This window comes from Pseudarthrobacter sp. R1 (assembly GCF_024494415.1).
Taxonomy (GTDB): domain Bacteria; phylum Actinomycetota; class Actinomycetes; order Actinomycetales; family Micrococcaceae; genus Arthrobacter.
Window position 1 is genome coordinate 50,885 of the sequence record NZ_JAMKFI010000007.1, and the last position, 22,192, is coordinate 73,076.

The following is a 22,192-nucleotide window of genomic DNA, read 5'->3' on the forward strand; positions in this document are numbered from 1 at the left end:
TGATCTATGTGAATCTCTCACGAATTTGCAGTTAGCACAAGAAATCCCGCATTACCCGCAAGGAGTAATCCGTGGAGTGTCCGCAGGTCAGGGCCGCTCCGGGAATTTTCCCGACTAGGCGCGGCGGTATGCCCCATGGCAACCTTGATCCGTGAGTAATGTAGAAAACCTCGTGGGCGAATGGTTGCCCTTGCCCGACGTCGCCCGTTTATTGGATGTTTCGATCACCAGAGTCCATAGTTTGCTTGACGAACATGCTTTGGCGGCTTTGCGTGTGGGAGAGCGGAATATCCGGTCGGTTCCGGCTGAATTCATTCAGGACGGCCAGGTGGTTGACAGCCTTAAAGGCACCATTGTTGTGCTCGCAGACGCCGGCTATTCGGACGAGGACCTTATCGTGTGGCTTTTCACGCCTGACGAGTCACTGCGCGGACGTCCCATTGACGCCCTGCGGGAGGGCCGCAAAACAGAAATCAGGCGCAGGGCGCAGACCCTGGCCTGGTAGCTGTCCGGCTTTGCCTCCTGCTTGTCCGCCTTAGTCAGGAGGCGCGGCTGACGGTTGCTTCAGCCAGCCTGCGCAGGGCGGTTTTCGGCAGTTCATGCAGTGGAAGCGCCTCGAGGGCGTCGAATGCTGCCGCGCCGAATTCATTGATCAGGACCTCCGTGGCCTGCAAGGCTCCCGACTCGTCGATGATCCGGCGGATCTCAAGAATGTCTTCATCGGAGAGGTCGGGGCTGCCCAGCCTGGCGTCGATAAAGGCAGATTCGGCTTCCGACGCCTGGTCCAAAGCCAGCGCCACCAACACAGTCCGCTTTCCTTCGCGCAGGTCGTCGCCGGCGGGCTTGCCGGTGGTAAGCGGATCGCCGAAGACGCCCAGCACGTCGTCCCGAAGCTGGAAGGCCTCGCCAAGGGGCAAGGCGAATGCCGAGTAACCGCGGAGCAGTTCGTTTGAGGCTCCGGCGAGTGCTCCGCCGAGCGCCAGCGGATGTTCCGTTGAATACTTGGCGGACTTAAACCTGATGATCGACTGCGCCCTGCTGACCGCACCTGCGCGGTCCCTAACCGGGCCCGCGACTTCCTCCAGGATGTCCAGGTACTGGCCGGCCATCACCTCTGCCCGCATCAGGTTGAAGATCAGCCGGGCACGGCTGCCGGCTGCGGCGTTCTCGCCAATATCCGTGAACGCTTCCTCACTGAAGGAGAGGCACAGGTCTCCAGTGAGGATTGCAGCGGCCTGCCCGAACCGCTCACTGTCCAGGGCCCAGCCGCGGGTTCCGTGGAGTTCGCTGAAGCGGCGATGGACACTGGGTCCGCCCCGCCTGGTGTCGGAGCGGTCAATGATGTCGTCATGGATCAGCGCGGCAGCCTGGAACAATTCCAGCGCCGCTCCGGCCGTCACTACCTGTCGGGCCGCCGGCTTGCCGCCGGCGCCCCGCCACCCCCAGTAGCACATCAGCGCCCGCAGGCGCTTTCCGCCGGTCACCAGGTTGGAGATGGAGCCCATGATCGGTTCGATGTCCGGTGAGATGGCGGACATAATGGACTGCCGGGACGTGAGAAAGTCAGTCAGTTCACCTGCCACTGCCGCCACAAAGGCTGCCTGTTCATTCCTTAACTGCTCAGCTGCCGTCACTTGGCTGACTCAGCTGCCACGTTGGCGCCGATGGTAAAAGTGACAACACCGGCCGCTTCCACGGCGGAGAGATTGACCGTCTCATTGTCTCCCCGGACAAAGTCCTTCGAAGCCACCGCCCCCACGGCTTCACCCGGGACTGCCTTAAACCCGCGGGCCTCCAGTTCCTTGGTGTAGAAGTCCAGGACGGCCGCAGCGGGAGAGGTGATGGTGGCAACCAGGGCGGCGGTGGCCGGCGTCGATGCCTTGTCGAAGCTGCTGGAGACCACGCTCGCGCCCGGCATGAGCGGCACGAGCTGCTGGGGGAATCCTTCGACGACGGCGCCTACCGTGGCGGACGTGTTGGGCGCGGCGGAGGGGCTGGCCGAGGCTGTCATGGTGGACTGGGCAGTTTCCGGCGCAGAAGCGGAGGCGGCGGGATCCGGTGTTCCTGAGGGCGTTGGGCTGCAGGCAGCGAGGGCCAATGCTGCCCCGGCAGCGAAAGCCGCCAAGGCTGTTGGCTTAAGGTTTCCAATGACCGTCACAGGGACTTTCCTCCTGGTGTAGATGCCGGATTCAGCCTCCAGTTTAGTCAGTACAAAGCGATAGGATTGCAGCCGTGGGACCTGTTGGGACGAACGAGCCGGCTGGAGCAGGTCTTCAGCGCCGCAGGCGCAACTGCGTTATGCACGTTGACATGGACGCCTTTTTCGTCTCCGTGGAACTGCGCACGCGGCCCGAACTGCGGGGCAAACCCGTCATCGTTGGTTATCCGGCGGAGCGCTCGGTTGTTTTATCTGCGTCCTACGAAGCCAGGGCCTTCGGCGTTAAGTCCGCCATGCCTATGGCAGTGGCTATGCGCATGTGCCCCCAGGCAGTGATTATCGAGCCCCGGCACAAGGTGTACTACGAAGTTTCCGCCGAGCTGATGGCGATCTTCGGATCAGTTACCGAACTCGTCGAGCCGCTCAGCGTGGACGAAGCGTTCCTGGATGTCGGTGGTGCTATCCGCCGGCTGGGTCCGCCGCGGAGCATCGGTGAGCTGATCCGAAGCCGGGTAGCCGCGGACCTGGGCATCACCGCCTCCGTGGGGATCGCTGAGACAAAGTTTGTGGCAAAAATCGCATCCACCCGCTGCAAACCGGACGGTTTGCTCCTGATCGGGCCGGACGAAACCGTTCCCTACCTCCACAGCCTGCCGGTCGGGGCCCTCTGGGGAGTGGGCGCAAAAACCACGGATGTCCTGGCGCGGATGGGCATCAAAACCGTGGCGGACCTGGCAGCCACGCCGGTCTCCTCGCTCAAGAAGATGCTGGGCGCCACCGGGGTCCACGTACACCAGCTCGCGTGGGGGATAGACCCGCGTCCCGTGACGCCTGTCCGCCTTGAGAAGAGCATCGGGGCTGAGGAAACCTTTTCAGAGGACACCGCCGACGACGCCCTCCTCCACCGCGAACTGCTGCGGCTTTCGCACCGGACTGCAGAGCGGCTGCGAAGTTCCGGAATGGTGGCCCGAACCATCGCCTTGAAGCTGCGCTTCGCGGACTTTTCAACCATCACACGCAGCCGGACGGTTCAGACACCGGTGGACAGTGCGCAGCTCATTTATGGAGTGGCGCTTCAGCTCCTGGATTCCGTGGCCAGGCCAATGGCTGTCAGGCTGGTAGGAGTGCGCGCCGAGCAGCTTGAAGAAGCAGCGCGGACCTCGCTCCAGCTGAGTATCGACCGCAGGGATGACAACTGGCGGGCTGCTGAGCAGGCCGTTGACCAGGTAGCGCGCAAATTCGGGGGTAATCCGGTCCTTCCGGCCCGGCTTCTGGAGCCGGGCAGCGGCTCCGGATAGACCCGGCAAACAAGCGGCCGGAAGCGCGCCGCGAAAGTCATTGCCGTCTTTCAGAACCGCCCTGAACAAACTATCCTTATAGATACAAAGTTTTTGAGTGACGGACTTACTGCCGGACTCTCTTGGACATGCTCCCGCTCCGGCGTCTGCATGCCAGGTTTGCGCTTTTCGCCATAGCCGGCGGAGGCGGGAACCACTAAGGCATGCCGGACGTTATCCGAGCAGAAGTAGTGGCTGGGATCAGCCCGGACGTTGGCCTACAAAAGGAGGTCGTGATGCCGCTGTCGGAGCACGAACAGAAGCTGCTTGAGCAGCTGGAGAAGCAGCTTCACGAGGATGACCCAAAGTTCGCGAATTCCATGGGGTCGGACCCAGGGCGATCGTGGTCGACGAGACACGTTGTGATCGGCGTCCTTTGTGCGCTGGCAGGCGTCTTCCTCTTACTGGTGGGCGTCACCCTCCAAAACATATTTGTTGGTGTCCTGGGCTTCGTTGTGATGGGCGGCGGCGTCTACTTCGCCACCATGCGCAGCAGCTCGTCCGGCGCGAAGGGCGCCAAGTCCGGCACGGGCAAAGCAGGCAAGCAGCGGAGTTCCTTCATGAGCAGCCTGGAGGAACGCTGGGACGAGAGGCGCAGGGGAGAGCCCTAGCCTCAAGGAGCGCCCCTGATCCGGGGCGCCCCCTGATCCCCCACTTTGCTCCCCCCGATGGGGGAGCGCACGAAAAGACCCGCTTCGGCGGGTCTTTTCGCGTTTAACGGGGCTCCAGGGCTGGCAGCGGCTAATCGCTGCGGTGCATTGGGTTCCGCTCCGGCGGATAGCGGTCATGCATGGGCAAAGTCCTCCACATCCCACCACCACCGCAACTCCGCGCAATTTAGCGGCTGAATTCCCAATATTTGCACCTCCATACCCCCTTTTCGCGTTGACTGTGGGGGAAAGTGGAGTAATGTGGAGGACATAAGAGGGTGGTTGCAACATAGGGGATGTGCAGTTCCTGACATCGGACAGGCGGTGGGCCAGTGTTTCTGGGCACGCATTCGCCACGTCTGGATGAAAAGGGACGGATCATTCTCCCCGCGAAGTTCCGGGAGGAACTTGCCAGCGGACTGGTTCTCACCAGGGGCCAGGAACGTTGCATCTACGTCTTCAGCGAGAAGGAATTTGCCCGGGTTCACGAGCAAATGCGGGAGGCGCCAATCTCCTCAAAACAGGCGCGGGACTATATCCGCGTCTTTCTCTCTGGAGCCTCTGACGAGGTACCTGACAAGCAGGGGCGCGTGACCATTCCACCGGCGCTCCGGGAGTACGCAGGGCTCGGGAGGGAACTGGCCGTCATTGGCGCCGGAACCCGCGCCGAGATCTGGGACGCCCAGGCTTGGAATGACTACCTCGCGGAGAAGGAGACAGCCTTCTCCGAAACCGATGACCCCATTCCGGGCATTCTCTGACCGGAAAAGGGCAGCGGGCAGCTTTCTTGGCTGAGATCTCCAGCCGGCCCATCGGCAGGCCAACCTGGCTCACTTCCCCGGAGCCAGGCGGGCACGGCGATAGGCGCGGATGGGGATCTGGGCCAAGAACCCATCAGGTGACAGCGACGGCGAGAGAGGACGAGGCATGAACGATCAACCGAAGCCCACGTCCGAACGCCATGTGCCGGTCCTGCGGGACCGGTGCATCAATTTGTTGGCTCCCGGTTTTGAAGCCGCCAGGAGCCGCGGTGAAACTCCGGTGGCCATCGATGCGACGCTGGGAATGGGCGGCCACTCCGAGGCCATGCTGCAGCGCTTTCCGGACCTGCACCTGATCGGCATCGACCGGGATGAAGAAGCCCTTGCCCTCGCGGGGGAACGGCTGGCGCCCTTTGAGGCACGGACCGACCTGGTGCACGCCGTCTACGACGAAATCCAGGAAGTCATCGCCGATTTCGGCGTCCCCGGAGTTCACGGAATCCTGATGGACCTGGGTGTTTCCTCGCTCCAGCTGGACGAGCGCGAACGGGGCTTTGCGTACTCGTTCGACGCCCCGTTGGACATGCGAATGGACACCAGCCGGGGCCAGACCGCAGCCGACGTCGTGAACAACTACAGCGAAGAGGAACTCGTCCGGATTATCCGGAAGTGGGGCGAAGAGAAGTTCGCTGGCCGAATTGCCAACAGGATCGTCGCCTCCCGGGCCGTCAAACCTTTCACTACAACTGGTGAACTGGTGGAGCAGATCCGCGCCGTCGTTCCCGCGGGCGCGGCGAAGTCCGGCGGCCATCCAGCCAAGAGGACCTTCCAGGCACTTCGGATTGAGGTCAACGAGGAACTCGATGTCCTGGAACGCGCCGTTCCCGCGGCCGTGGATTCCACTGCACTGGGCGGCCGCATTGTGGTGATGTCCTATCACTCGTTGGAGGACAAGATCGTCAAGGGAGTCTTCCAGGCCCGCTCCAAATCCTCCGCTCCTCTCGGTTTCCCCGTGGAGCTGGAAGAACATAAACCGGAACTGAAGACCCTGACCAAGGGCACTGAGGTGCCAACCGCCGTCGAAATCGCCGAAAACCCCCGCGCCGCCTCAGCAAGGCTGCGTGCGGTGGAACGTATCCGAACCAGGAGAGCTTAATGAGCACAGCTGCCGTCAAGAACTTTCCCGTCGTTTCCGGATCGGCCGCCAAGCAGCTTCCTGCGGGTTCGCCGGCCGGGCCGCGACGGAGCCGCACCCCGCTCTCGGTAGTCCGGACCGTTCCCCGCAAGCGCCGCGCCCCCTTCGTGGTGCTGTGCTTCGCCATGCTTGCCGTTGCCCTGATCGCCGTTCTTGTGCTGAACATTTCGGTGTCCACGGCGCAGTACCAGCTGGTGGAACTGCGCGCCAAGCAGAGCACGCTGACCAAGCAGAACCAGGATCTCACCCAGCAGGTCCAGAACTTCGAAGCACCCCAAAACCTTGCCGCCCAAGCAACGAAACTGGGGATGGTGCCTTCCACCGTCAAGGGCCAGATTGACCTGTCCACCCTGTCCGTCACCGGCAAGGCAACCCCCGCTGTCAAGGACGGTGCTGCCGGGGCCGTTATCCCGGCGCCCGCTGTCGCCGGCCAGCTGACAGTGGTTCCGCCGCCAACCAAACGCGACCCCCTGGAAGCACGAAAGCCTGTCGAGGACATGCCTGCAGCGGCCGCCTCCGGCACTGCCGCTGACGCCGCGCCCGCACAGACTCCGCCGTCGGCGGCTCCGGCAGTGCCGCCCGTGGAGCTCCACGGCGGATCCGTTCCGGCGCCCGAGCAGAAGGTCCCCGGACAGTAGGCCCGCAGGTCTGACAGGCAACAAGGTCGAGCAGCAAGGAATATCACGGTGGCGCAGAGGACCGGCAAGGCAAAAAGCGGCAAGGTACCCAACGCCAAAAAGCGTCTCCGCCTGGGCCTTGGCATGATGCTGACGCTCCTGCTGGTGGTGGGCGGGAAACTCTTCCTGGTCCAGGGACTGGACGTCGGGGGAATGGCTGAAGCCGCGCTGAACAGCCGCATGACACGGACCGTCCTGCCTGCCGAGAGGGGCAGCATCCTGGACTCCCGCGGCACAGTGCTGGCCAACAGCGTAATCCGCTACAACGTGGTGGTGGACCAGCGGGTGAACACCAAAACGGAAACGTTCAAGCGACTGGACACGGTGGACGGCAAGGAAAAACTGGTGGACGTCAGCCGGGACCAGGGGCTCACCGAGCTTGCCGCAGCCCTGGGCATGGAGAAGGACGCCATCCGGGACGCCGTCACTGGCGAGCAGCCCTACTACATCGTGGCCAAGGACGTGAAGCCGGACATCGAGGACCGTATCTCCAAGCTGCAGATACCGGGCATCGTCACGGAGGGCGTCAGCAAGCGGGTCTATCCCAATGGTTCCGTGGCGGGCGGAATCATCGGGTTCCTGCAGGACGGCGCTACGGGCCAGGCCGGTATAGAACAGACCCAGGACGGGTTGCTGAAGGGCGAAGACGGCGAACGCCTTTTCGAGATCGGAGCTGACGGCCTTCGCATCCCCGTGGGCCTGGATGAGCTGACCTCGCCACAGGACGGCAAGGACGTCAAGCTCACCCTCAACTCGGACCTGCAGTACTTTGCACAGCAGGCCATCCAGAGCCAGTCGGATAAGCTCGGCGCCGAGTGGGGCGTCATCATTGTGATGGACGCCAAGACCGGCGACCTGGTGGCCATGGCAGACACCAATTCCCCTGATCCCAATGAACCCGGCCGGGTGGCGGCCAAGGACCGCGGGGTCCGTGCCGTCACGGCCGCATACGAGCCCGGATCCGTTGAGAAGATGATGACGGCAGCCGCCCTGATCGAAGAGGGCAAGGCCAAACCGCTTGATTCGTTTACCCTCGGACCCAGCTACACCGTGGACGGGCAGACCTTCAGCGACTCGTTTGCCCATGGCACCGAGGAGCGCACCCTCGCAGGCATCCTGGGCTACTCGATGAACACCGGCACCGTTATGGCCGGCCAGCGCCTGAGCAAGGAGCAGCGGTACGAGTGGCTGAAGAAGTTTGGCATCGGAGAGGCACCGGAGATCGGGCTGCCGGCCACAGCCTCGGGTATCCTCACGCCCTGGCAGCAGTGGGACGGGCGCCAGGAGTACACGGTGTTGTTCGGCCAGGGCGTGTCCCAGTCCACTCTCCAGACAGTGCGGGCGTTCCAGTCCATAGCCAACAACGGAGTGATGCTGCAGCCCCGGCTCATCGACGCATACATTTCCCCGGACGGAACAGAGGAAAAGGTGCCGGCCGCACCGTCCCGGCAGATCGTGTCGGAGGATACGGCCCAGCAGGTCCAGGACATCCTCGAAAGCGCCGTTACCGAGGGGCAAATCAAGGACGCGGCCATCGACGGCTACCGGGTGGGCGCAAAGACGGGCACTTCCGAATCGCCATGCGACGACGGCAAATCCGGGTTCTGCGGCTACACCGCCTCGATGGTGGGTATGGCACCGATGGATGATCCGCGGTTTATTGTGGAGGTGGTACTCCAGCGGCCCAAGGGCAGCATCTACGGGATTACCAACGGGCCGGTCTTCCGGTCGGTCATGAGCCAGGCACTGCGGACCTACAACGTCCAGCCGTCCACAGGCGAACCGGCCCGGCTGCCCCAGTTCGCCAAGTAGCATCCCGGCGGCAGCAGTCCGCACCAGCAGCACTACCGGTTCATCCATGCCGGGCACGATCCACTAGCACCATCGGAGATTCCTTGTCTGAGCTCAACCCGTCCGACAGCCGCGCCGTCCCGGAGGGACCGTCCGGCCAGGGCCGCTTCCGCCCGTCAACTGTTGAAGCGGTCCGGCTGGCAAGCATTTGCGATGCCATCGGTGTGGCCGTTCCGGGCGCGGCGGCGGAGGTGGCAGTCACCGGAATTTCATTGAACTCGCGCGCCGTGGAGCCGGGGGACCTTTACGTGGCACTTCCGGGCGCCGCCCGCCACGGCGCCGACTTCGTTCCGCAGGCCGTCGAAGCGGGAGCAGTCGCAGTCCTCACTGACGACGCCGGCGCCAGGCTGCTTGCGCTGTCCACCGACATTCCGGTACCGGTACTCATCGTGGACTCACCCCGCAATGTGGTGGGGCCGCTGTCCGCCCTGATCTACCAGAGCCAGCCGGGCGCCGGGCAGCCGCAGTTGTTTGGCGTCACGGGCACCAACGGAAAGACCACCACCACCTATTTCATCAATTCGCTGCTGCGCGCGCTGGGCCGGAAGACCGGGTTGATCGGCACCATTGAGATTCATGCCGGGGGCGATCCCATTCCCAGCCTGCTCACCACACCCGAATCTACGGATGTCCACGCGTTGCTGGCCCTCATGCGGGAACGGGGGCTGGCAGCGGCCGCCATGGAAGTCTCTTCCCACGCTATTTCCTTCCAGCGGGTGGACGGGGTGCTGTTTGATGTTGCGGGCTTCACCAACCTGACCCAGGACCACCTGGACCTGCACCTCACCATGGACGACTACTTCGCCACGAAGGCGGAGCTCTTTACGCCCCGCCGGGCGCGTGCGGCCGTGGTAACGGTCGACGACGAGTGGGGCCGCCGTCTTGCCGGCGGCGCGGAAGTGCCGGTCACCACCCTCGCCACCTCTGCCGGGACCGCTGCCGACTGGACTGTCACGAGGACTGCCGCACGCGGACTTGGTACAGAATTCACGCTGAGCGGCCCCGACGGCGCCATCCTCACAGTGCACACCGGCCTCCCCGGCAGCTTCAACGTTGCCAACGCGGCGCTGGCCGCGGTAATGGTCCTGACGGCAGGCGTGGACGCCGGTACGCTGCAGGCCGCACTGGAGGAGTCGGACCCCTTCACCGTTGCGGTGCCCGGGCGGATGCAGCTGGTGTCCGAAGCGCCCGCCGCGATCGTGGACTTCGCCCACAACACGGATGCGCTGGCCAGGGCCATTGAGGCGGTACGGTCCCCCCAGCCCGGATCCAACCTCATCGTCGTGTTTGGTGCCACCGGCCAGCGCGACCAGGGCAAACGCCCTGCAATGGGTGCCATCGCCGCACGGCTCGCGGACACCGTTATCGTCACCGATGACGACCCCCACGACGAGGACGCCGCTGCCATCCGCGCCGACGTCCTGGCAGGAGCCCTGGAAGCCAAAGATAAGGACTCGCTGGCCTGTGAAGTCATGGAAGTCTTCCCCCGCGCCGAAGCCATCCGCCATGCCGTCGCGCTGGCACAGCCGGAGGACACCATCCTGGTGGCAGGCCGGGGCCACGAGGTGTGGCAGGAGGTCAAAGGCGTCAACCTTGCCCTCGACGACAGGGTGGAACTGCGCAGCGCCTTGACAGCCAGGGGATTCAACGTTCTCCGAGACGACCGGATAGAGTCCTAGACCGAGATGATTGCATTTACTGCGGCGGAGATCGCCGAAATCACTAACGGGCGCCTGGACGCCGATCCCGGGATCACGCCCCTTTCGGTGGTCACGGACTCACGCGAATCCACACACGGGTCGCTCTACGTCGCAAAGCCGGGTGAGCACGCGGACGGCCACGACTTCGTGGCAGCCGCCTTCGCAGCAGGCGCCACGCTGGCTCTGGTGGAGCGTCCGGTGTCCGCACCGGACGGGACCCCGTATCCCTCCGTCCTGGTTCCGGATGCCGTGCTTGCCATGGGGGCACTCGCCGCAGAGGCCGTACGCAGGATCCGTGCTGCGCGCAACCGGGAAGGCAGCGAACTTACAGTGGTGGGGATCACCGGCTCGGCCGGAAAGACCACCACCAAGGATCTGCTCGCAGGAATCCTGGCAACGCAGGGGAATACCGTGGCGCCGCAGGGGTCCTACAACGGCGAGATCGGCGTTCCGCTCACGGTCTTCCGCGCCGGAACAGACACGCGCTACCTCGTGATCGAGATGGGCGCCACCGGAATCGGCCACATCCGTTACCTCGCGGAGATGGTTAAGCCCGATATCGGCGTAGTGCTCGCCGTGGGAACTGCCCACGCGGGGGAGTTCGGGGGAGTGGACAACATCGCCCTGGCCAAGGGGGAGCTTGTTGAAGCCCTTGCCCCGGCAGGCACCGCCGTCGTAAACCTCGACGACGAGCGGGTGGCCGCGATGCGCGCCCGCACGTCGGCGTCGGTACTTGGATACTCCGCGGAAGGCCGCGGGGACGCTGCCGTACAAGCACTTAACGCCGACACCAATGCCGGGGGCCATCCCGAATTCGACCTCCAGCTGCCGGACGGCGAAACCGGCCTCCACGTCAGCAGCCGCCTCATCGGCGCGCACCATGTAGGCAACCTCCTGGCCGCCGCAGCCGCAGCGTGGGCTGCGGGGGTGCCCGGACAAGCCATAGCCAACTCCCTCAGCAGCCAGACTGCCGCCAGCCGGTGGCGCATGGAGCGCACTGAGCGGGCAGACGGTGTCACCATCATCAACGATGCCTACAACGCCAACCCTGAGTCCATGCGTGCCGCCCTGCGGACACTGGCCGACCTGGGCCGTGGCAGGCGTACCTGGGCCGTGCTGGGAGCAATGCTGGAACTCGGCGAGGACTCCATCAGGGAACATACCGCCGTGGGCACCCAGGTGGTCCGGCTCAACATCTCCCGCCTGCTGGTGGTGGGCCGGGAAGCCCGGGCGCTGTATGTGTCAGCGGTGCAGGAGGGCTCCTGGGGGGATGAATGCCTTTTCGCGGAAACAGTGGAAGAGGCCTACGAACTGCTGGACTCAGAACTCCAGCCAGGCGACCTGGTGCTGTTCAAGTCCTCGAACAGCGTGGGACTTCGCCATTTGGGCGATCGGATAGCATTACCCCGACAAACCCCGCAACCCGCCGATGAAAGGAGCACTCTGCTGTGATTGCACTTTTGATCGGCGCCGGCCTGGCACTCTTATTCGCCCTGGTGGGGACGCCGCTCTTTATCCGGCTGCTGGTCCGCCGCGGCTACGGCCAGTTCATCAGGGACGATGGTCCCACCTCGCACCACACAAAGCGCGGCACGCCCACCATGGGCGGGACAGTGGTGGTGACGGCGGTACTGCTGAGCTACGGCCTCACCCACCTGATCATGCTGATGGTGAACCCGGACTCTCCGGGCCCTTCCGCTTCCGCCCTCATCCTGCTGTTCCTTATGGTGGGAATGGGCCTGGTGGGATTCCTGGACGACTTCATCAAGATCTCCAGGCAGCGCAGCCTCGGCCTGGACGCCAAGGCAAAACTGATCCTGCAGGCCGCAGTAGGCATCATCTTCGCGGTCCTTGCCCTGAACTTTCCCAACGGGGCCGGCGTTACGCCGGCCTCCACCAAAATTTCCCTGGTCCGTGACCTGCCCTGGCTGGACCTTGCCTTCGGCGGAACTGTCCTCGGGGCCATCCTCTTTGTGGTCTGGTCCAACCTGATTGTCACCGCCGCAACCAACGGCGTAAACCTGACCGACGGCCTCGACGGCCTCGCCGCAGGTGCCTCTGTAATGGTGTTCGGTGCCTACACGCTGATGGGAATCTGGCAGAGCAACCAGGCCTGCGGTTCACCCCGCGAGGCCGGCAGCGGTTGCTATTCCGTCCGTGATCCCCTCGACCTTGCGCTGCTGGCAGCCATCATGAGCGCCGCGCTGGTGGGCTTCCTGTGGTGGAACACTTCGCCGGCCAAGATCTTTATGGGCGATACCGGTTCGCTGGCCATTGGCGGCGCCATCGCCGGTTTCGCCATCCTGTCCCGGACCGAACTGCTGCTGGGCATCATCGGCGGACTGTTCGTCCTGATCACCCTGTCCGTCATCATCCAGGTGGGCTACTTCAAAGCCACCGGCGGTAAGCGTGTCTTCAAGATGGCTCCGCTGCAGCACCACTTCGAACTGCAGGGCTGGGCAGAAGTGACAGTGGTGGTCCGGTTCTGGATCCTGGGCGGGCTCTTCGTCGCCGTCGGGCTCGGCATTTTCTACGCTGAATGGGTTGTGCTCCTGTGACCGTTTCCTCCCGCCTCAAGAACCTCACCAGCTGGGACTCAGACTGGTCCGGACTCCGGGTAGCCGTGACCGGCATCGGCGTCTCCGGTTTCGCGGCGGCCGACACCCTCATCGAACTGGGTGCCCGCGTGGTGGTGGTGGACGCCGCCACCAGCGCGACGGCCAAGGCCCACGCAGAAACCCTCAAAATTGTAGGTGCAGCCGATGTGCTGCTCGGCGAGGATGCGGTTACCCGCATTCCCAGGATCGACGGCGAACTTCCCGAACTCATCGTGACCTCACCGGGGTGGCGCCCGGACCAGGCCCTCCTGGCAGCCGCCGCCAGGGCGCACATCCCGGTGTGGGGCGACGTCGAACTGGCCTGGCGCGTACGCGTGCGGGAAGGCCGCAAGACGGCGGATTGGCTCGCCATCACGGGAACGAACGGTAAGACAACCACTGTCGGCCTCACCGAATCCATGCTGCGTGCTGCCGGGCTGAAGGCCATCGCCGTCGGCAACGTTGGCACCCCTATCCTGGACGCCCTCCGCGATCCTGTGGAGTACGACGTCTTCGCCGTCGAACTCTCCAGCTTCCAGCTCCACTGGGCGGAGTCGCTCTCGCCCGTGGCCAGCGTCTGCCTGAACGTTGCCGAGGACCATGTTGACTGGCACGGGTCCTACAATTCCTACCTCGCCGACAAGGCGAAGGTCTATGAGCAGACCCAAAAGGCCTGCATCTACAACGCCGAGCAGATTGAAACTGAACGCATGGTGGAAAATGCCGATGTGATGGAGGGTTGCCGCGCCGTCGGTTTCACCACTGTCACCCCGGCCATCAGCATGCTCGGCGTGGTGGAGGGACTGCTCGTGGACCGGGCGTTCATCGCCGAACGCAAGGACAGTGCGGCGGAGCTCGCTTCGATGAGCGACCTGGGGGCCTTTGCGCCGCGCCACATGGTGGCCAACGCCCTGGCCGCTGCAGGGCTGGTACGCGCCTACGGGGTCGAGGCGAAGGCCGTGCGCCAGGGCATCCAGGACTATATCCCCGGTGACCACCGCATCCAGCCCGTGGCCCGCCACAATGGTGTGCTGTGGGTTAACGACTCCAAAGCCACGAACCCCCATGCGGCGGCAGCCTCGCTGGCTACGTTCAGCAACGTCATTTGGATCGCCGGGGGCCTCTCCAAGGGAGTGACCTACGACGACCTGGTCCGGGAGCACGCCCAGCGGCTCAAGGCCGTGGTCCTCATCGGAAGCGACACCTCGGCGCTTACGGAGGCCCTCCGGCGACACGCACCGGATGTCCCCGTGATCCTCCCGGGGACGGGTGAAACTGAAGTGGTGCAGACTGCCGAAGCGGCTGGCGCCGTCCAAACCGGCATTTCGGTGCCCGGTGAAACGGTGATGGCCAGGGCCGTGGCGTCAGCAGCACAGCTCGCCGAGTCCGGCGATACTGTGCTGATGGCTCCGGCAGCTGCTTCCATGGATCAGTTCTCTTCCTATGCTCACCGTGGTGACACTTTCATCGAAGCTGTCCGCGAGCTGGTGGAAGGGCAGGCCCAGACCGGCGAGGAGTAACAATGGTCAGCACGCCAACGCGCCCGCAGCCAGCCAAACAGCAGCCAGTTAAGCAGCAGCAGGCCGGCAAGCCACGCCCCGGCTCCTCGGCAACGGCCGGCGCGCGCCAGTCAACGGCGACCGCCCGCCTCCGGACCGTCTACCGCCGGTTCTGGTCCGCGCTGGAGGGGACCGGGACCTCGCGGAACGGCTCCACGTACTACCTCATCCTGGGATCCACCCTGGCACTGACGGCCATCGGCATCATGATGGTGCTCTCGGCCTCCAGTGTTGAATCCATTGCTGCCGGAAAATCGCCGTACGGCGACGCCCTGAAGCAAGGAATGTTTGCCGCCATCGGCATCTTCACCATGTTTGTGCTGTCCCGGATCAATGTCACCTGGCTTAAGCGGCTCGCCTGGCCGGCGATCGGGGCGGCGGTGGTCCTGCTTGCCCTGGTGCAGGTGGTCGGCGACGAAGTCAACGGCAACAAAAACTGGATTGACCTCGGCGGCATCACCTTCCAGCCGTCGGAGGCATCAAAACTTGCCTTGGCGCTCTGGATGGCCACGGTCCTGGCCATGAAGGGAAAGCTGCTCAGCCGGGCAGTGCATGTGTTCGTCCCGGCCGTTCCGATGGCCATCATTATCGTTGGCCTGGTCCTGGTGGGAAACGACCTCGGCACCGCCATGATCATCATGATGATTACGGCTGTCGCACTTTTCTTTGCGGGGGCACCCCTCTATCTCTTCGGCATCGCAGGTCTTGCGGCTGCCGCCGGAACGGCTGTTATGGCGGTGACCAGTTCAAACCGCATGTGCCGCATCACGTCCTGGTGGACAGGGGAATCCTGCGCCAATGGCATCGACGCCAACTACCAGGCCACCAACGGGCTGTACGGCCTGGCCTCCGGCGGCTGGTTCGGGGTGGGCCTGGGGCAAAGCCGGCAGAAATACAGCTGGATCCCGGAAGCCCACAACGACTTCATCTTCGCCATCATCGGCGAGGAACTCGGACTGGTGGGCACCGTCGTCGTCCTCATCCTCTTCGCCATCCTCGGTGCAGCCATCTACCGGGTGGTGGTGGCGCAGGAAGGCATGTTTCACCGGGTGCTTGCCGGCACCATCATGGTGTGGCTGCTCGGCCAGGCAACGGTGAACATGTCGGTGGTGACCGGGCTGATGCCCGTCATCGGCGTGCCGCTGCCCTTCATTTCCTACGGCGGGTCCGCCCTGCTGATGTCCCTTTGTGCCATCGGAGTGGTGCTCTCCCTGGCCCGCGAGCAGATGGCACCGGCGATCCGGCCCAAGCGGATGCTGAAATTCAAGGCCAAGCAGGCCCCCGCCACCACGCCCAAGAAGAAGACTGCAAGAAAGCGTGCCTAAGCCCCATATGACGTCCCAGAATCCCTCCATTGTCCTGGCGGGCGGCGGAACCGCCGGCCACATCAGTCCTCTCCTCGCCCTCGCGGCTGCCGTCCGCACGGCAGCGCCAGGCGCCGCAATCCTCGCGGTGGGAACACCGGCAGGAATGGAAACCCGCCTGGTTCCCGCCGCCGGTGTTGAGCTGGCGACGATCGACCGCGTGCCCTTCCCAAGGAAACCTTCCGCGGACCTCCTTCGCCTCCCTGGCCGGCTCGGCGGCGCCGTACGGCAGGCAGGCGCCATCCTGGACAAGGCCGGCGCGGACGTCCTGGTGGGCGTTGGCGGTTACGTGTGCACGCCGATGTACCTCGCCGCCCGGAAACGCGGTATCCCGATCGTCATCCATGAGGCCAATATGCGGCCCGGCCTGGCGAACAGGGTGGGCGCCCTGTTCACCAAGCGCGTGGCAGTGGCTTTCGACACCACCCCGCTGAAGGGCGCCCTGCACGTGGGCATGCCGATGCGGACCGAAATCTCGCATCTCGACCGGACGGCTGCCCGTACCGCAGCCCGGGAGGCACTGGGATTGGATGCCGCCAAGCCCACACTGATCGTCACCGGCGGTTCGTCCGGCGCGCAGAGCATCAACCGGACCATCGCCGCCTCCCTCGGGCAGCTGGCCGACGCCGGCATCCAGACCCTGCACATCACCGGGCGGGGCAAGTCGATCCTGGACGACGGCGGCAAGCCGCTCGCCGCCGACGGCTATCGGCAGGTGGAGTACATCGACGGGATGGAGCTGGCCTACGCCGCGGCCGATGTGCTGCTGGCCCGTTCCGGTGCCGCCACGGTGTGCGAGATTGCCGCTGTCGGTGTGCCGGCCGTCCTGGTCCCGCTGCCCATCGGCAACGGGGAACAGGCGCTCAACGCAGCGGGGCTCGTTGCCGCCGGCGGCGCCGTGCTCGTTGCCGACCGGGACTTCACGTCCGGGTGGGTGGGCAGCGAACTCATCCCCCTCGTCACCGACGAGTCCCGCCTCGCCACCATGGCAGCCAATTCGTACCGGCTTGGCATCCGAAACGCCGACCAGCGCATGGCTGGTCTTGTCCTGGAAGCGGTATCCGCATGAGTTCCGTCAGCAACCCGGGCCTTGCAGCCCTGGGCAAGGTGCACTTCGTCGGCGTCGGCGGCGTGGGTATGTCCGCCGTCGCGCGGATCATGGTGGCCCGCGGTGTACCGGTGAGCGGCTCGGACGCCAAGGACCTTCCCGTTATGGCCGACCTTGCCGCTGCCGGTGCACGCATCGCCGTTGGATACGATGCAGCCAACATGGCCGACGCACAGACCGTGGTGGCCGGTTCCGCCATCCGGGCGGACAACCCGGAAGTGATGGCAGCAAGGGAAGCAGGCGTGCCGGTGCTGCATCGCTCCGAAGCCCTGGCCGCAACCATGGGGGAGGACGTGGTGGTGACCGTGGCCGGGACACACGGCAAGTCCACCACTACCTCGATGGTCGCTGTCCTGTTGCAGGGCGCCGGCCTGGACCCCTCCTTTGCCATCGGCGCCAATGTTCCGGCCCTTGGCGTCAATGCGGCGTCGGGAACATCAGGGATCTTTGTGGCCGAGGCAGACGAATCGGACGGGTCCTTCCTCAACTACCGGCCCAGGATCGCGGTGGTGACAAATGTGGAGCCGGACCATCTGGACTACTACGGCACCGCGGAGGCAGTCTATGAATCCTTCGACCGCTTCACCGCTCTGCTGCCGGCTGACGGGGTGCTGATCGCCTGCGCCGATGATGCCGGAGCGCTGGCCCTCGCAGAGCGGACCCGGGCCCGCGGCAACACCCGCGTGCTGCTCTACGGGACAGGCGCTGAGGCGGAGCTGGTGCTGCACGACGGCGGCCCCGGAGACGTCGCGGTGTCCACGCCGGCCGGCAGCTTCCAGCTCGAACTGCAGGTGCCAGGCCGGCACAACGCCCTCAACGCCGCGGCCGCCTTTGCCGTGGCCCTTGAACTGGGCGTCGAACCTGCAGTAGCTGCTGGTGCCCTGGCACAGTTCTCGGGGGCTTCACGGCGCTTCGAGCTGAAGGGCCAGGCACGGGGCGTGCGGGTCTTTGACGACTACGCCCACCACCCCACTGAAGTCCGGGCAGCCCTTGCCGCGGCCCGCTCGGTAGTCGGCAGCCACAAGGTGCATGTCCTGTTCCAGCCGCACCTGTTCTCACGGACCAGGGAATTCGCCCGTGAGTTCGCTGAGGCGCTGAACCTCGCCGATACTGCCTGGGTGCTGGATATCTATCCCGCCCGTGAGGATCCGATTCCCGGCGTAACAAGCCAGCTCATCGCCAACCACCTCGACGACGGCGGGCGGCTGGTCCGCGCCGCGGACGCCGTGGCTGCCCTCGCCGCCGCCGCCGGCGACGGGGACATCATCCTCACGGCTGGTGCTGGTGATGTGACGGCATACGGGCCGCAGATCGTCGAGGCCTTGGGTGCCTAGCTCCCGCCGCCCCACGTATGCGTCCACCGGCAGGCGTCCTGCCGGTGGGAACACTCCCGCGGGCAACACTTCCGCGGGCAGCACTCCCGCTGGCAACGCTCCCGGCCGGAACCAGCGCCCCGGCACCGCCGGCCGGGATGCCGGCAGCGGCCCTGACGTCATTTCGGCCTCGCGGCCGGTAATTGACCCCGCTCCGCAGTCGCCCAAAGAGGAGAAGAAAAGCAGATTCGCGGGCCGAAAGAAGGAAAGCAGCGCGGAAATTTCCCCTGCTTCCGGGGGCACCGCCGGCAATGTGCTGGCGTTTCCGGAACCCAAGGGCAAACGGCGTAAACGGAAAGTACTGGCCGTGGCAGCCACCTTGGTTGCGGTCGTGGCCGCACTGCTGGCCGCGGCGGTCTTTTCCCCGGTCCTTGCCGTGAATACGATCTCGGTTTCCGGGACCCGCCTGCTGACGCCCGCCCAGGTGCAGGCTGCGCTGGAACCCCTGCGCGGGAAACCCCTGCCCCAAATCACGGATGAGGAAGTCGGGCGCCTCCTTGAACCGCTGGTCCAGGTCAAGTCCGTCTCCGCTGAAGCACGCCCGCCGTCGGGCCTTGCGGTAGAGGTTCGCGAACGCGTGCCCGTGGCGCTGGTCAAGCAGGGGGAGCAGTACCAGCTGGTCGACGTCGAGGGCATCCAGCTGGCAGCTACCGACGACCCGTCGTCCGTCTCCCTGCCGGTGATCGACGGCGGTGCCGGCACCATCGGCAAGGAGCTCTTCCGCGCCACGGCAGAGGTGCTGGGCGCCCTTCCGGCAGATGTGCTCGCGAAGCTGTCCAACGCGTCAGCACAGTCAGTGGACGCGGTGGAACTCAAACTTGTGGACGGCCAGACCATCATCTGGGGCAACGCGGGGGAGAAGGAACTCAAGGCCAAAGTACTGGCCGCCCTCCTCAAGGTCCCGGCGGATCCCAAAAACCCGGTTAAGGTGTACGACGTGAGCGTGCCCCGGCACCCAGTGACCCGCTGACACGCTTTCTTTTCGGTATTAATCCGACACGCGGAGCCGGTTATTGAATGTGTGAACCAGAGGAAATACCGTCACAGACATGAGTTACTTGACATAACTATAACCTTCAACTCGAAGGTTAAGGTTGCAGGCACTAAGCTCTTCATCAGATTTAGCAATAAGACACGAACAAGGGACACGTAACGTGGCAGCTCCGCAGAATTACTTGGCCGTCATCAAAGTCGTCGGCATCGGCGGCGGTGGCGTGAACGCAGTCAACCGCATGATCGAGGTCGGCCTCCGAGGTGTTGAATTTATCGCCATCAACACTGACGCCCAGGCCCTGCTGATGAGCGATGCCGACGTCAAGCTGGACGTAGGACGCGAGTTGACCCGCGGCCTCGGGGCGGGCGCGAACCCCGAGGTGGGCAAGCAGGCTGCAGAGGATCACGCAGACGAGATCGAGGAAGTGCTCCGCGGGGCCGACATGGTCTTCGTTACCGCAGGCGAAGGCGGTGGAACGGGTACCGGCGGCGCTCCCGTCGTCGCGCGCATTGCGCGGTCCCTCGGCGCCCTCACCATCGGTGTGGTGACCCGCCCGTTCACGTTCGAGGGCCGGCGCCGTGCAGGTTCCGCTGAGGCCGGCATCGACGCCCTGCGCGACGAAGTGGACACGCTGATCGTGATCCCGAACGACCGCCTCCTCTCCATCAGCGACCGCAACGTCTCAGTCCTGGACGCCTTCCGCTCCGCTGACCAGGTGCTGCTCTCCGGTGTCCAGGGCATCACCGACCTCATTACCACTCCGGGCCTGATCAACCTTGACTTCGCGGACGTCAAGTCCGTGATGCAGGGTGCGGGCTCCGCGCTTATGGGCATCGGCTCCGCCCGGGGCGAGGACCGCGCAGTCAAGGCCGCAGAGCTCGCCATTGCCTCGCCGCTGCTGGAAGCCTCCATCGACGGAGCGCACGGTGTGCTCCTGTCCATCCAGGGTGGTTCGGACCTCGGCCTGTTCGAGATCAACGAGGCCGCACGCCTGGTCCAGGAAGTGGCGCACCCGGAAGCGAATATCATCTTCGGTGCCGTCATCGACGACGCCCTCGGCGACGAAGCCCGCGTGACGGTCATCGCAGCCGGGTTCGACGACGTCAAGGCCACCTCGCCGTCCATGGACCAGTCACAGCCCCAGGTCGCTCCGCAGCGGCCGGCAGCCGTTGCCCCGGCACCCGCCCAGGCCCCTACCGCCGGCAACCACTCGATGAACGTCCAGCCGGTCCACGCAGGCGTCGGCGCAGCCGGCCTCAGCAACTGGGGGCAGCAGCGCCCCTCCGCTGTCCCCGCCGACTCAGGCTTCGACGTCGACCTCCCCTCGGTGGTGGAGCCGGACCTCACCGGCAGCCACTCGGATGACCTGGATGTCCCCGATTTCCTGAAGTAGGCCCCGGCTTGTTCCACTGGCGTGCCGAAATCCGGCCCGGAGTGTCTCTCGCCTTCACCGACGCTGCCGCCGGAAACCTGGCACTGCACGTGGGCGACGATCCTGTGGAGGTGGCCCGGCGCCGCGCGGACCTGGAACAGACCATTGGCGTCGCCCCGCACCGCCTTCGGTTCATGAACCAGGTGCACGGCACCACCGTGGCAGTCATGGCCCTGGAAAGCCCCGCACCCGAGGCGGACGCGATGGTTTCCCAGGGCCTTCCGCTGGCCGTGATGGTCGCCGACTGCATTCCTGTCCTGCTGGCAGGGGAGTCCGCGGAAGGACCGGTCCTCGCAGCTGTTCATGCAGGCCGGCCCGGCCTTGCCAACGGAGTCATTCCAGCCGCGGTGGCGGGCATGGAGTCCCTCGGTGCCTCCGGCATCCGCGCCTGGCTGGGGCCGTCCATCTGCGGGAACTGCTATGAGGTGCCGGCCCGGCTGCAGGCCGAGGTGGCCGCGGCCGTGCCGGCAGCACGAAGTACAACGTCGTGGGGCACCCCTGCGCTGGATCTGCCGGCCGGTGCCCGAAGTCAGCTGGAGCGGTTGGGCGTCAGCGTGGAGTACTGCGGACCCTGCACGCTTGAGACGGACTCCCTCTTCTCCTACCGGCGGGACAAAAACACCGGACGCTTCGCAGGGGTGGTGTGGTGCCATGACTGACACCGGGGCCGCCGGGGACGCACGGACCAGGGAGCTCAAAGCCCGGCTTGAGGCCGTCCGCCGCCGTATCACCGCGGCGGCGGTTTCTGCCGGCAGGGAAGGCAACCTGCCCACCTTGATCGTGGTCACCAAATTCCACCCGGCAGAAGACATTAGGCGGCTCGCCGCCCTGGGTATCACCGACGTTGGCGAAAACCGGGACCAGGAAGCGGCGGCAAAGGCCGAACAGTTGGCGGAGTGCGGACTTGCCTGGCACTTTGTGGGGCAGCTGCAGACCAAAAAGGCCAAGTCCGTGCTCCGGTATGCAGCAGCTGTCCATTCGGTTGACCGGCCGCAGCTCGTGGACGCCCTGGCCAAGGCAGCCGAGGCTGAACAGCACACTACGGGACGTGCGCCGCTGGAGTGCTTCATCCAGGTAAGCCTGGAGGACGACGCCGGAGCGCACCGGGGCGGCGCCGCTCCTGATGATGTTGGGATGCTCGCAGAACGGATAGCAGCAGCCGGGAGCCTCAATCTTGCCGGGGTGATGGCAGTTGCCCCTTTGGGCGCCCCGCCAGGGCCCGCCTTTGAGAGGCTTGCCGCAGTGTCTGCCGGCCTCGTGGCCGAGCATCCCGCTGCAACTGCAATTTCGGCCGGCATGAGCCAGGACCTGGAAGCCGCCATCCTGTTCGGGGCGACACACCTGAGAATCGGTTCCGATATTCTCGGATCGCGTCCTGCCGTGGGGTAGCGTCGGTCCTATTGGAAGTGATGGGCGGGGGACTCCAGTGCTGTCAA

General features: G+C 65.1%; 20 protein-coding genes. 18 read left to right on the forward strand and 2 right to left on the reverse strand.

Annotated features, from left to right (window positions below; all coding sequences use genetic code 11):
- The first annotated feature begins 151 nt into the window (after positions 1 to 151).
- Positions 152 to 505 (forward strand): Rv2175c family DNA-binding protein, encoded by a 354-nt coding sequence (locus M8J71_RS08100; protein ID WP_205484251.1) that lies wholly within the window; start codon positions 152 to 154, stop codon positions 503 to 505.
- A 34-nt stretch (positions 506 to 539) separates the two neighbouring features.
- On the opposite strand, the gene M8J71_RS08105 is transcribed toward M8J71_RS08100, so the two are convergent.
- Together M8J71_RS08105 and M8J71_RS08110 are read right to left on the reverse strand one after the other, a co-directional pair.
- On the reverse strand, positions 540 to 1,634 hold the full coding sequence (locus M8J71_RS08105) for a polyprenyl synthetase family protein (RefSeq protein ID WP_256247426.1): 1,095 nt from the start codon (positions 1,632 to 1,634) through the stop codon (positions 540 to 542).
- Positions 1,631 to 2,158, reverse strand: a complete 528-nt coding sequence (locus M8J71_RS08110; protein ID WP_256247427.1) for a hypothetical protein — start codon at positions 2,156 to 2,158, stop codon at positions 1,631 to 1,633. The genes M8J71_RS08105 and M8J71_RS08110 overlap by 4 nt, the downstream gene beginning before the upstream one ends.
- Positions 2,159 to 2,298: 140 nt before the next feature.
- On the opposite strand from M8J71_RS08110, the gene dinB reads away from it, so the two are divergent.
- The 17 genes from dinB to M8J71_RS08195 all read left to right on the forward strand — a co-directional run bounded on the left by dinB (position 2,299) and on the right by M8J71_RS08195 (position 22,145).
- Complete coding sequence (gene dinB / locus M8J71_RS08115; protein ID WP_256247428.1) at positions 2,299 to 3,456, forward strand: DNA polymerase IV; 1,158 nt, start codon at positions 2,299 to 2,301, stop codon at positions 3,454 to 3,456.
- A gap of 275 nt (positions 3,457 to 3,731) precedes the next feature.
- Positions 3,732 to 4,106, forward strand: a complete 375-nt coding sequence (locus M8J71_RS08120; protein ID WP_256247429.1) for a DUF3040 domain-containing protein — start codon at positions 3,732 to 3,734, stop codon at positions 4,104 to 4,106.
- Between the two features lie 371 nt (positions 4,107 to 4,477).
- Positions 4,478 to 4,906 carry a division/cell wall cluster transcriptional repressor MraZ gene (gene mraZ / locus M8J71_RS08125; protein WP_256247430.1) on the forward strand — a complete coding sequence of 143 codons (429 nt, stop codon included), beginning with the start codon at positions 4,478 to 4,480 and terminating at the stop codon, positions 4,904 to 4,906.
- A gap of 166 nt (positions 4,907 to 5,072) precedes the next feature.
- Positions 5,073 to 6,062, forward strand: coding sequence for a 16S rRNA (cytosine(1402)-N(4))-methyltransferase RsmH (gene rsmH / locus M8J71_RS08130; protein WP_256247431.1), 990 nt, complete (start codon positions 5,073 to 5,075; stop codon positions 6,060 to 6,062).
- Positions 6,062 to 6,739 (forward strand): hypothetical protein, encoded by a 678-nt coding sequence (locus M8J71_RS08135; RefSeq protein WP_256247432.1) that lies wholly within the window; start codon positions 6,062 to 6,064, stop codon positions 6,737 to 6,739. The genes rsmH and M8J71_RS08135 overlap by 1 nt, the downstream gene beginning before the upstream one ends.
- Positions 6,740 to 6,787: 48 nt before the next feature.
- The gene (locus M8J71_RS08140; RefSeq protein ID WP_256247433.1) at positions 6,788 to 8,590 is read left to right on the forward strand and encodes a peptidoglycan D,D-transpeptidase FtsI family protein; all 1,803 of its coding nucleotides are present in this window, start codon (positions 6,788 to 6,790) and stop codon (positions 8,588 to 8,590) included.
- A gap of 83 nt (positions 8,591 to 8,673) precedes the next feature.
- Complete coding sequence (locus M8J71_RS08145; protein WP_256247434.1) at positions 8,674 to 10,308, forward strand: UDP-N-acetylmuramoyl-L-alanyl-D-glutamate--2,6-diaminopimelate ligase; 1,635 nt, start codon at positions 8,674 to 8,676, stop codon at positions 10,306 to 10,308.
- 6 nt (positions 10,309 to 10,314) lie between these two features.
- Entirely contained in the window at positions 10,315 to 11,781 is a 1,467-nt protein-coding gene (locus M8J71_RS08150) for a UDP-N-acetylmuramoyl-tripeptide--D-alanyl-D-alanine ligase (protein ID WP_256247435.1), read from the forward strand.
- Positions 11,778 to 12,887 (forward strand): phospho-N-acetylmuramoyl-pentapeptide-transferase, encoded by a 1,110-nt coding sequence (gene mraY / locus M8J71_RS08155; protein ID WP_256247436.1) that lies wholly within the window; start codon positions 11,778 to 11,780, stop codon positions 12,885 to 12,887. Before M8J71_RS08150 ends, mraY begins: the two co-directional genes overlap by 4 nt.
- On the forward strand, positions 12,869 to 14,446 hold the full coding sequence (gene murD / locus M8J71_RS08160) for a UDP-N-acetylmuramoyl-L-alanine--D-glutamate ligase (RefSeq protein WP_256247437.1): 1,578 nt from the start codon (positions 12,869 to 12,871) through the stop codon (positions 14,444 to 14,446). The genes mraY and murD overlap by 19 nt, the downstream gene beginning before the upstream one ends.
- 2 nt (positions 14,447 to 14,448) lie before the next feature.
- Positions 14,449 to 15,810, forward strand: coding sequence for a putative lipid II flippase FtsW (gene ftsW, locus M8J71_RS08165; protein ID WP_256247438.1), 1,362 nt, complete (start codon positions 14,449 to 14,451; stop codon positions 15,808 to 15,810).
- Between the two features lie 7 nt (positions 15,811 to 15,817).
- Positions 15,818 to 16,918, forward strand: coding sequence for an undecaprenyldiphospho-muramoylpentapeptide beta-N-acetylglucosaminyltransferase (gene murG, locus M8J71_RS08170; protein WP_256247439.1), 1,101 nt, complete (start codon positions 15,818 to 15,820; stop codon positions 16,916 to 16,918).
- Positions 16,915 to 18,291 carry a UDP-N-acetylmuramate--L-alanine ligase gene (gene murC / locus M8J71_RS08175; protein ID WP_256247440.1) on the forward strand — a complete coding sequence of 459 codons (1,377 nt, stop codon included), beginning with the start codon at positions 16,915 to 16,917 and terminating at the stop codon, positions 18,289 to 18,291. The genes murG and murC overlap by 4 nt, the downstream gene beginning before the upstream one ends.
- Positions 18,284 to 19,300 carry a cell division protein FtsQ/DivIB gene (locus tag M8J71_RS08180; RefSeq protein WP_256247441.1) on the forward strand — a complete coding sequence of 339 codons (1,017 nt, stop codon included), beginning with the start codon at positions 18,284 to 18,286 and terminating at the stop codon, positions 19,298 to 19,300. The genes murC and M8J71_RS08180 overlap by 8 nt, the downstream gene beginning before the upstream one ends.
- A gap of 184 nt (positions 19,301 to 19,484) precedes the next feature.
- Complete coding sequence (gene ftsZ, locus M8J71_RS08185) at positions 19,485 to 20,717, forward strand: cell division protein FtsZ (RefSeq protein WP_256247442.1); 1,233 nt, start codon at positions 19,485 to 19,487, stop codon at positions 20,715 to 20,717.
- An 8-nt stretch (positions 20,718 to 20,725) separates the two neighbouring features.
- On the forward strand, positions 20,726 to 21,415 hold the full coding sequence (locus tag M8J71_RS08190; RefSeq protein ID WP_256247443.1) for a polyphenol oxidase family protein: 690 nt from the start codon (positions 20,726 to 20,728) through the stop codon (positions 21,413 to 21,415).
- Positions 21,408 to 22,145 (forward strand): YggS family pyridoxal phosphate-dependent enzyme, encoded by a 738-nt coding sequence (locus M8J71_RS08195; protein WP_256247444.1) that lies wholly within the window; start codon positions 21,408 to 21,410, stop codon positions 22,143 to 22,145. Before M8J71_RS08190 ends, M8J71_RS08195 begins: the two co-directional genes overlap by 8 nt.
- Positions 22,146 to 22,192 lie beyond the last annotated feature (47 nt).

What these genes read in the sequence shown, in the direction of transcription:
- M8J71_RS08135 (WP_256247432.1), top strand. Translation starts at nt 6,062, where the DNA reads ATGAGCACAGCTGCCGTCAAGAACTTTCCCGTCGTTTCCGGATCGGCC.
- dinB (WP_256247428.1), top strand. Translation starts at nt 2,299, where the DNA reads ATGCACGTTGACATGGACGCCTTTTTCGTCTCCGTGGAACTGCGCACG.
- murC (WP_256247440.1), top strand. Translation starts at nt 16,915, where the DNA reads ATGAGTTCCGTCAGCAACCCGGGCCTTGCAGCCCTGGGCAAGGTGCAC.
- ftsW (WP_256247438.1), top strand. Translation starts at nt 14,449, where the DNA reads ATGGTCAGCACGCCAACGCGCCCGCAGCCAGCCAAACAGCAGCCAGTT.
- M8J71_RS08195 (WP_256247444.1), top strand. Translation starts at nt 21,408, where the DNA reads ATGACTGACACCGGGGCCGCCGGGGACGCACGGACCAGGGAGCTCAAA.
- rsmH (WP_256247431.1), top strand. Translation starts at nt 5,073, where the DNA reads ATGAACGATCAACCGAAGCCCACGTCCGAACGCCATGTGCCGGTCCTG.
- M8J71_RS08120 (WP_256247429.1), top strand. Translation starts at nt 3,732, where the DNA reads ATGCCGCTGTCGGAGCACGAACAGAAGCTGCTTGAGCAGCTGGAGAAG.
- M8J71_RS08150 (WP_256247435.1), top strand. Translation starts at nt 10,315, where the DNA reads ATGATTGCATTTACTGCGGCGGAGATCGCCGAAATCACTAACGGGCGC.
- murD (WP_256247437.1), top strand. Translation starts at nt 12,869, where the DNA reads ATGGGTTGTGCTCCTGTGACCGTTTCCTCCCGCCTCAAGAACCTCACC.
- murG (WP_256247439.1), top strand. Translation starts at nt 15,818, where the DNA reads ATGACGTCCCAGAATCCCTCCATTGTCCTGGCGGGCGGCGGAACCGCC.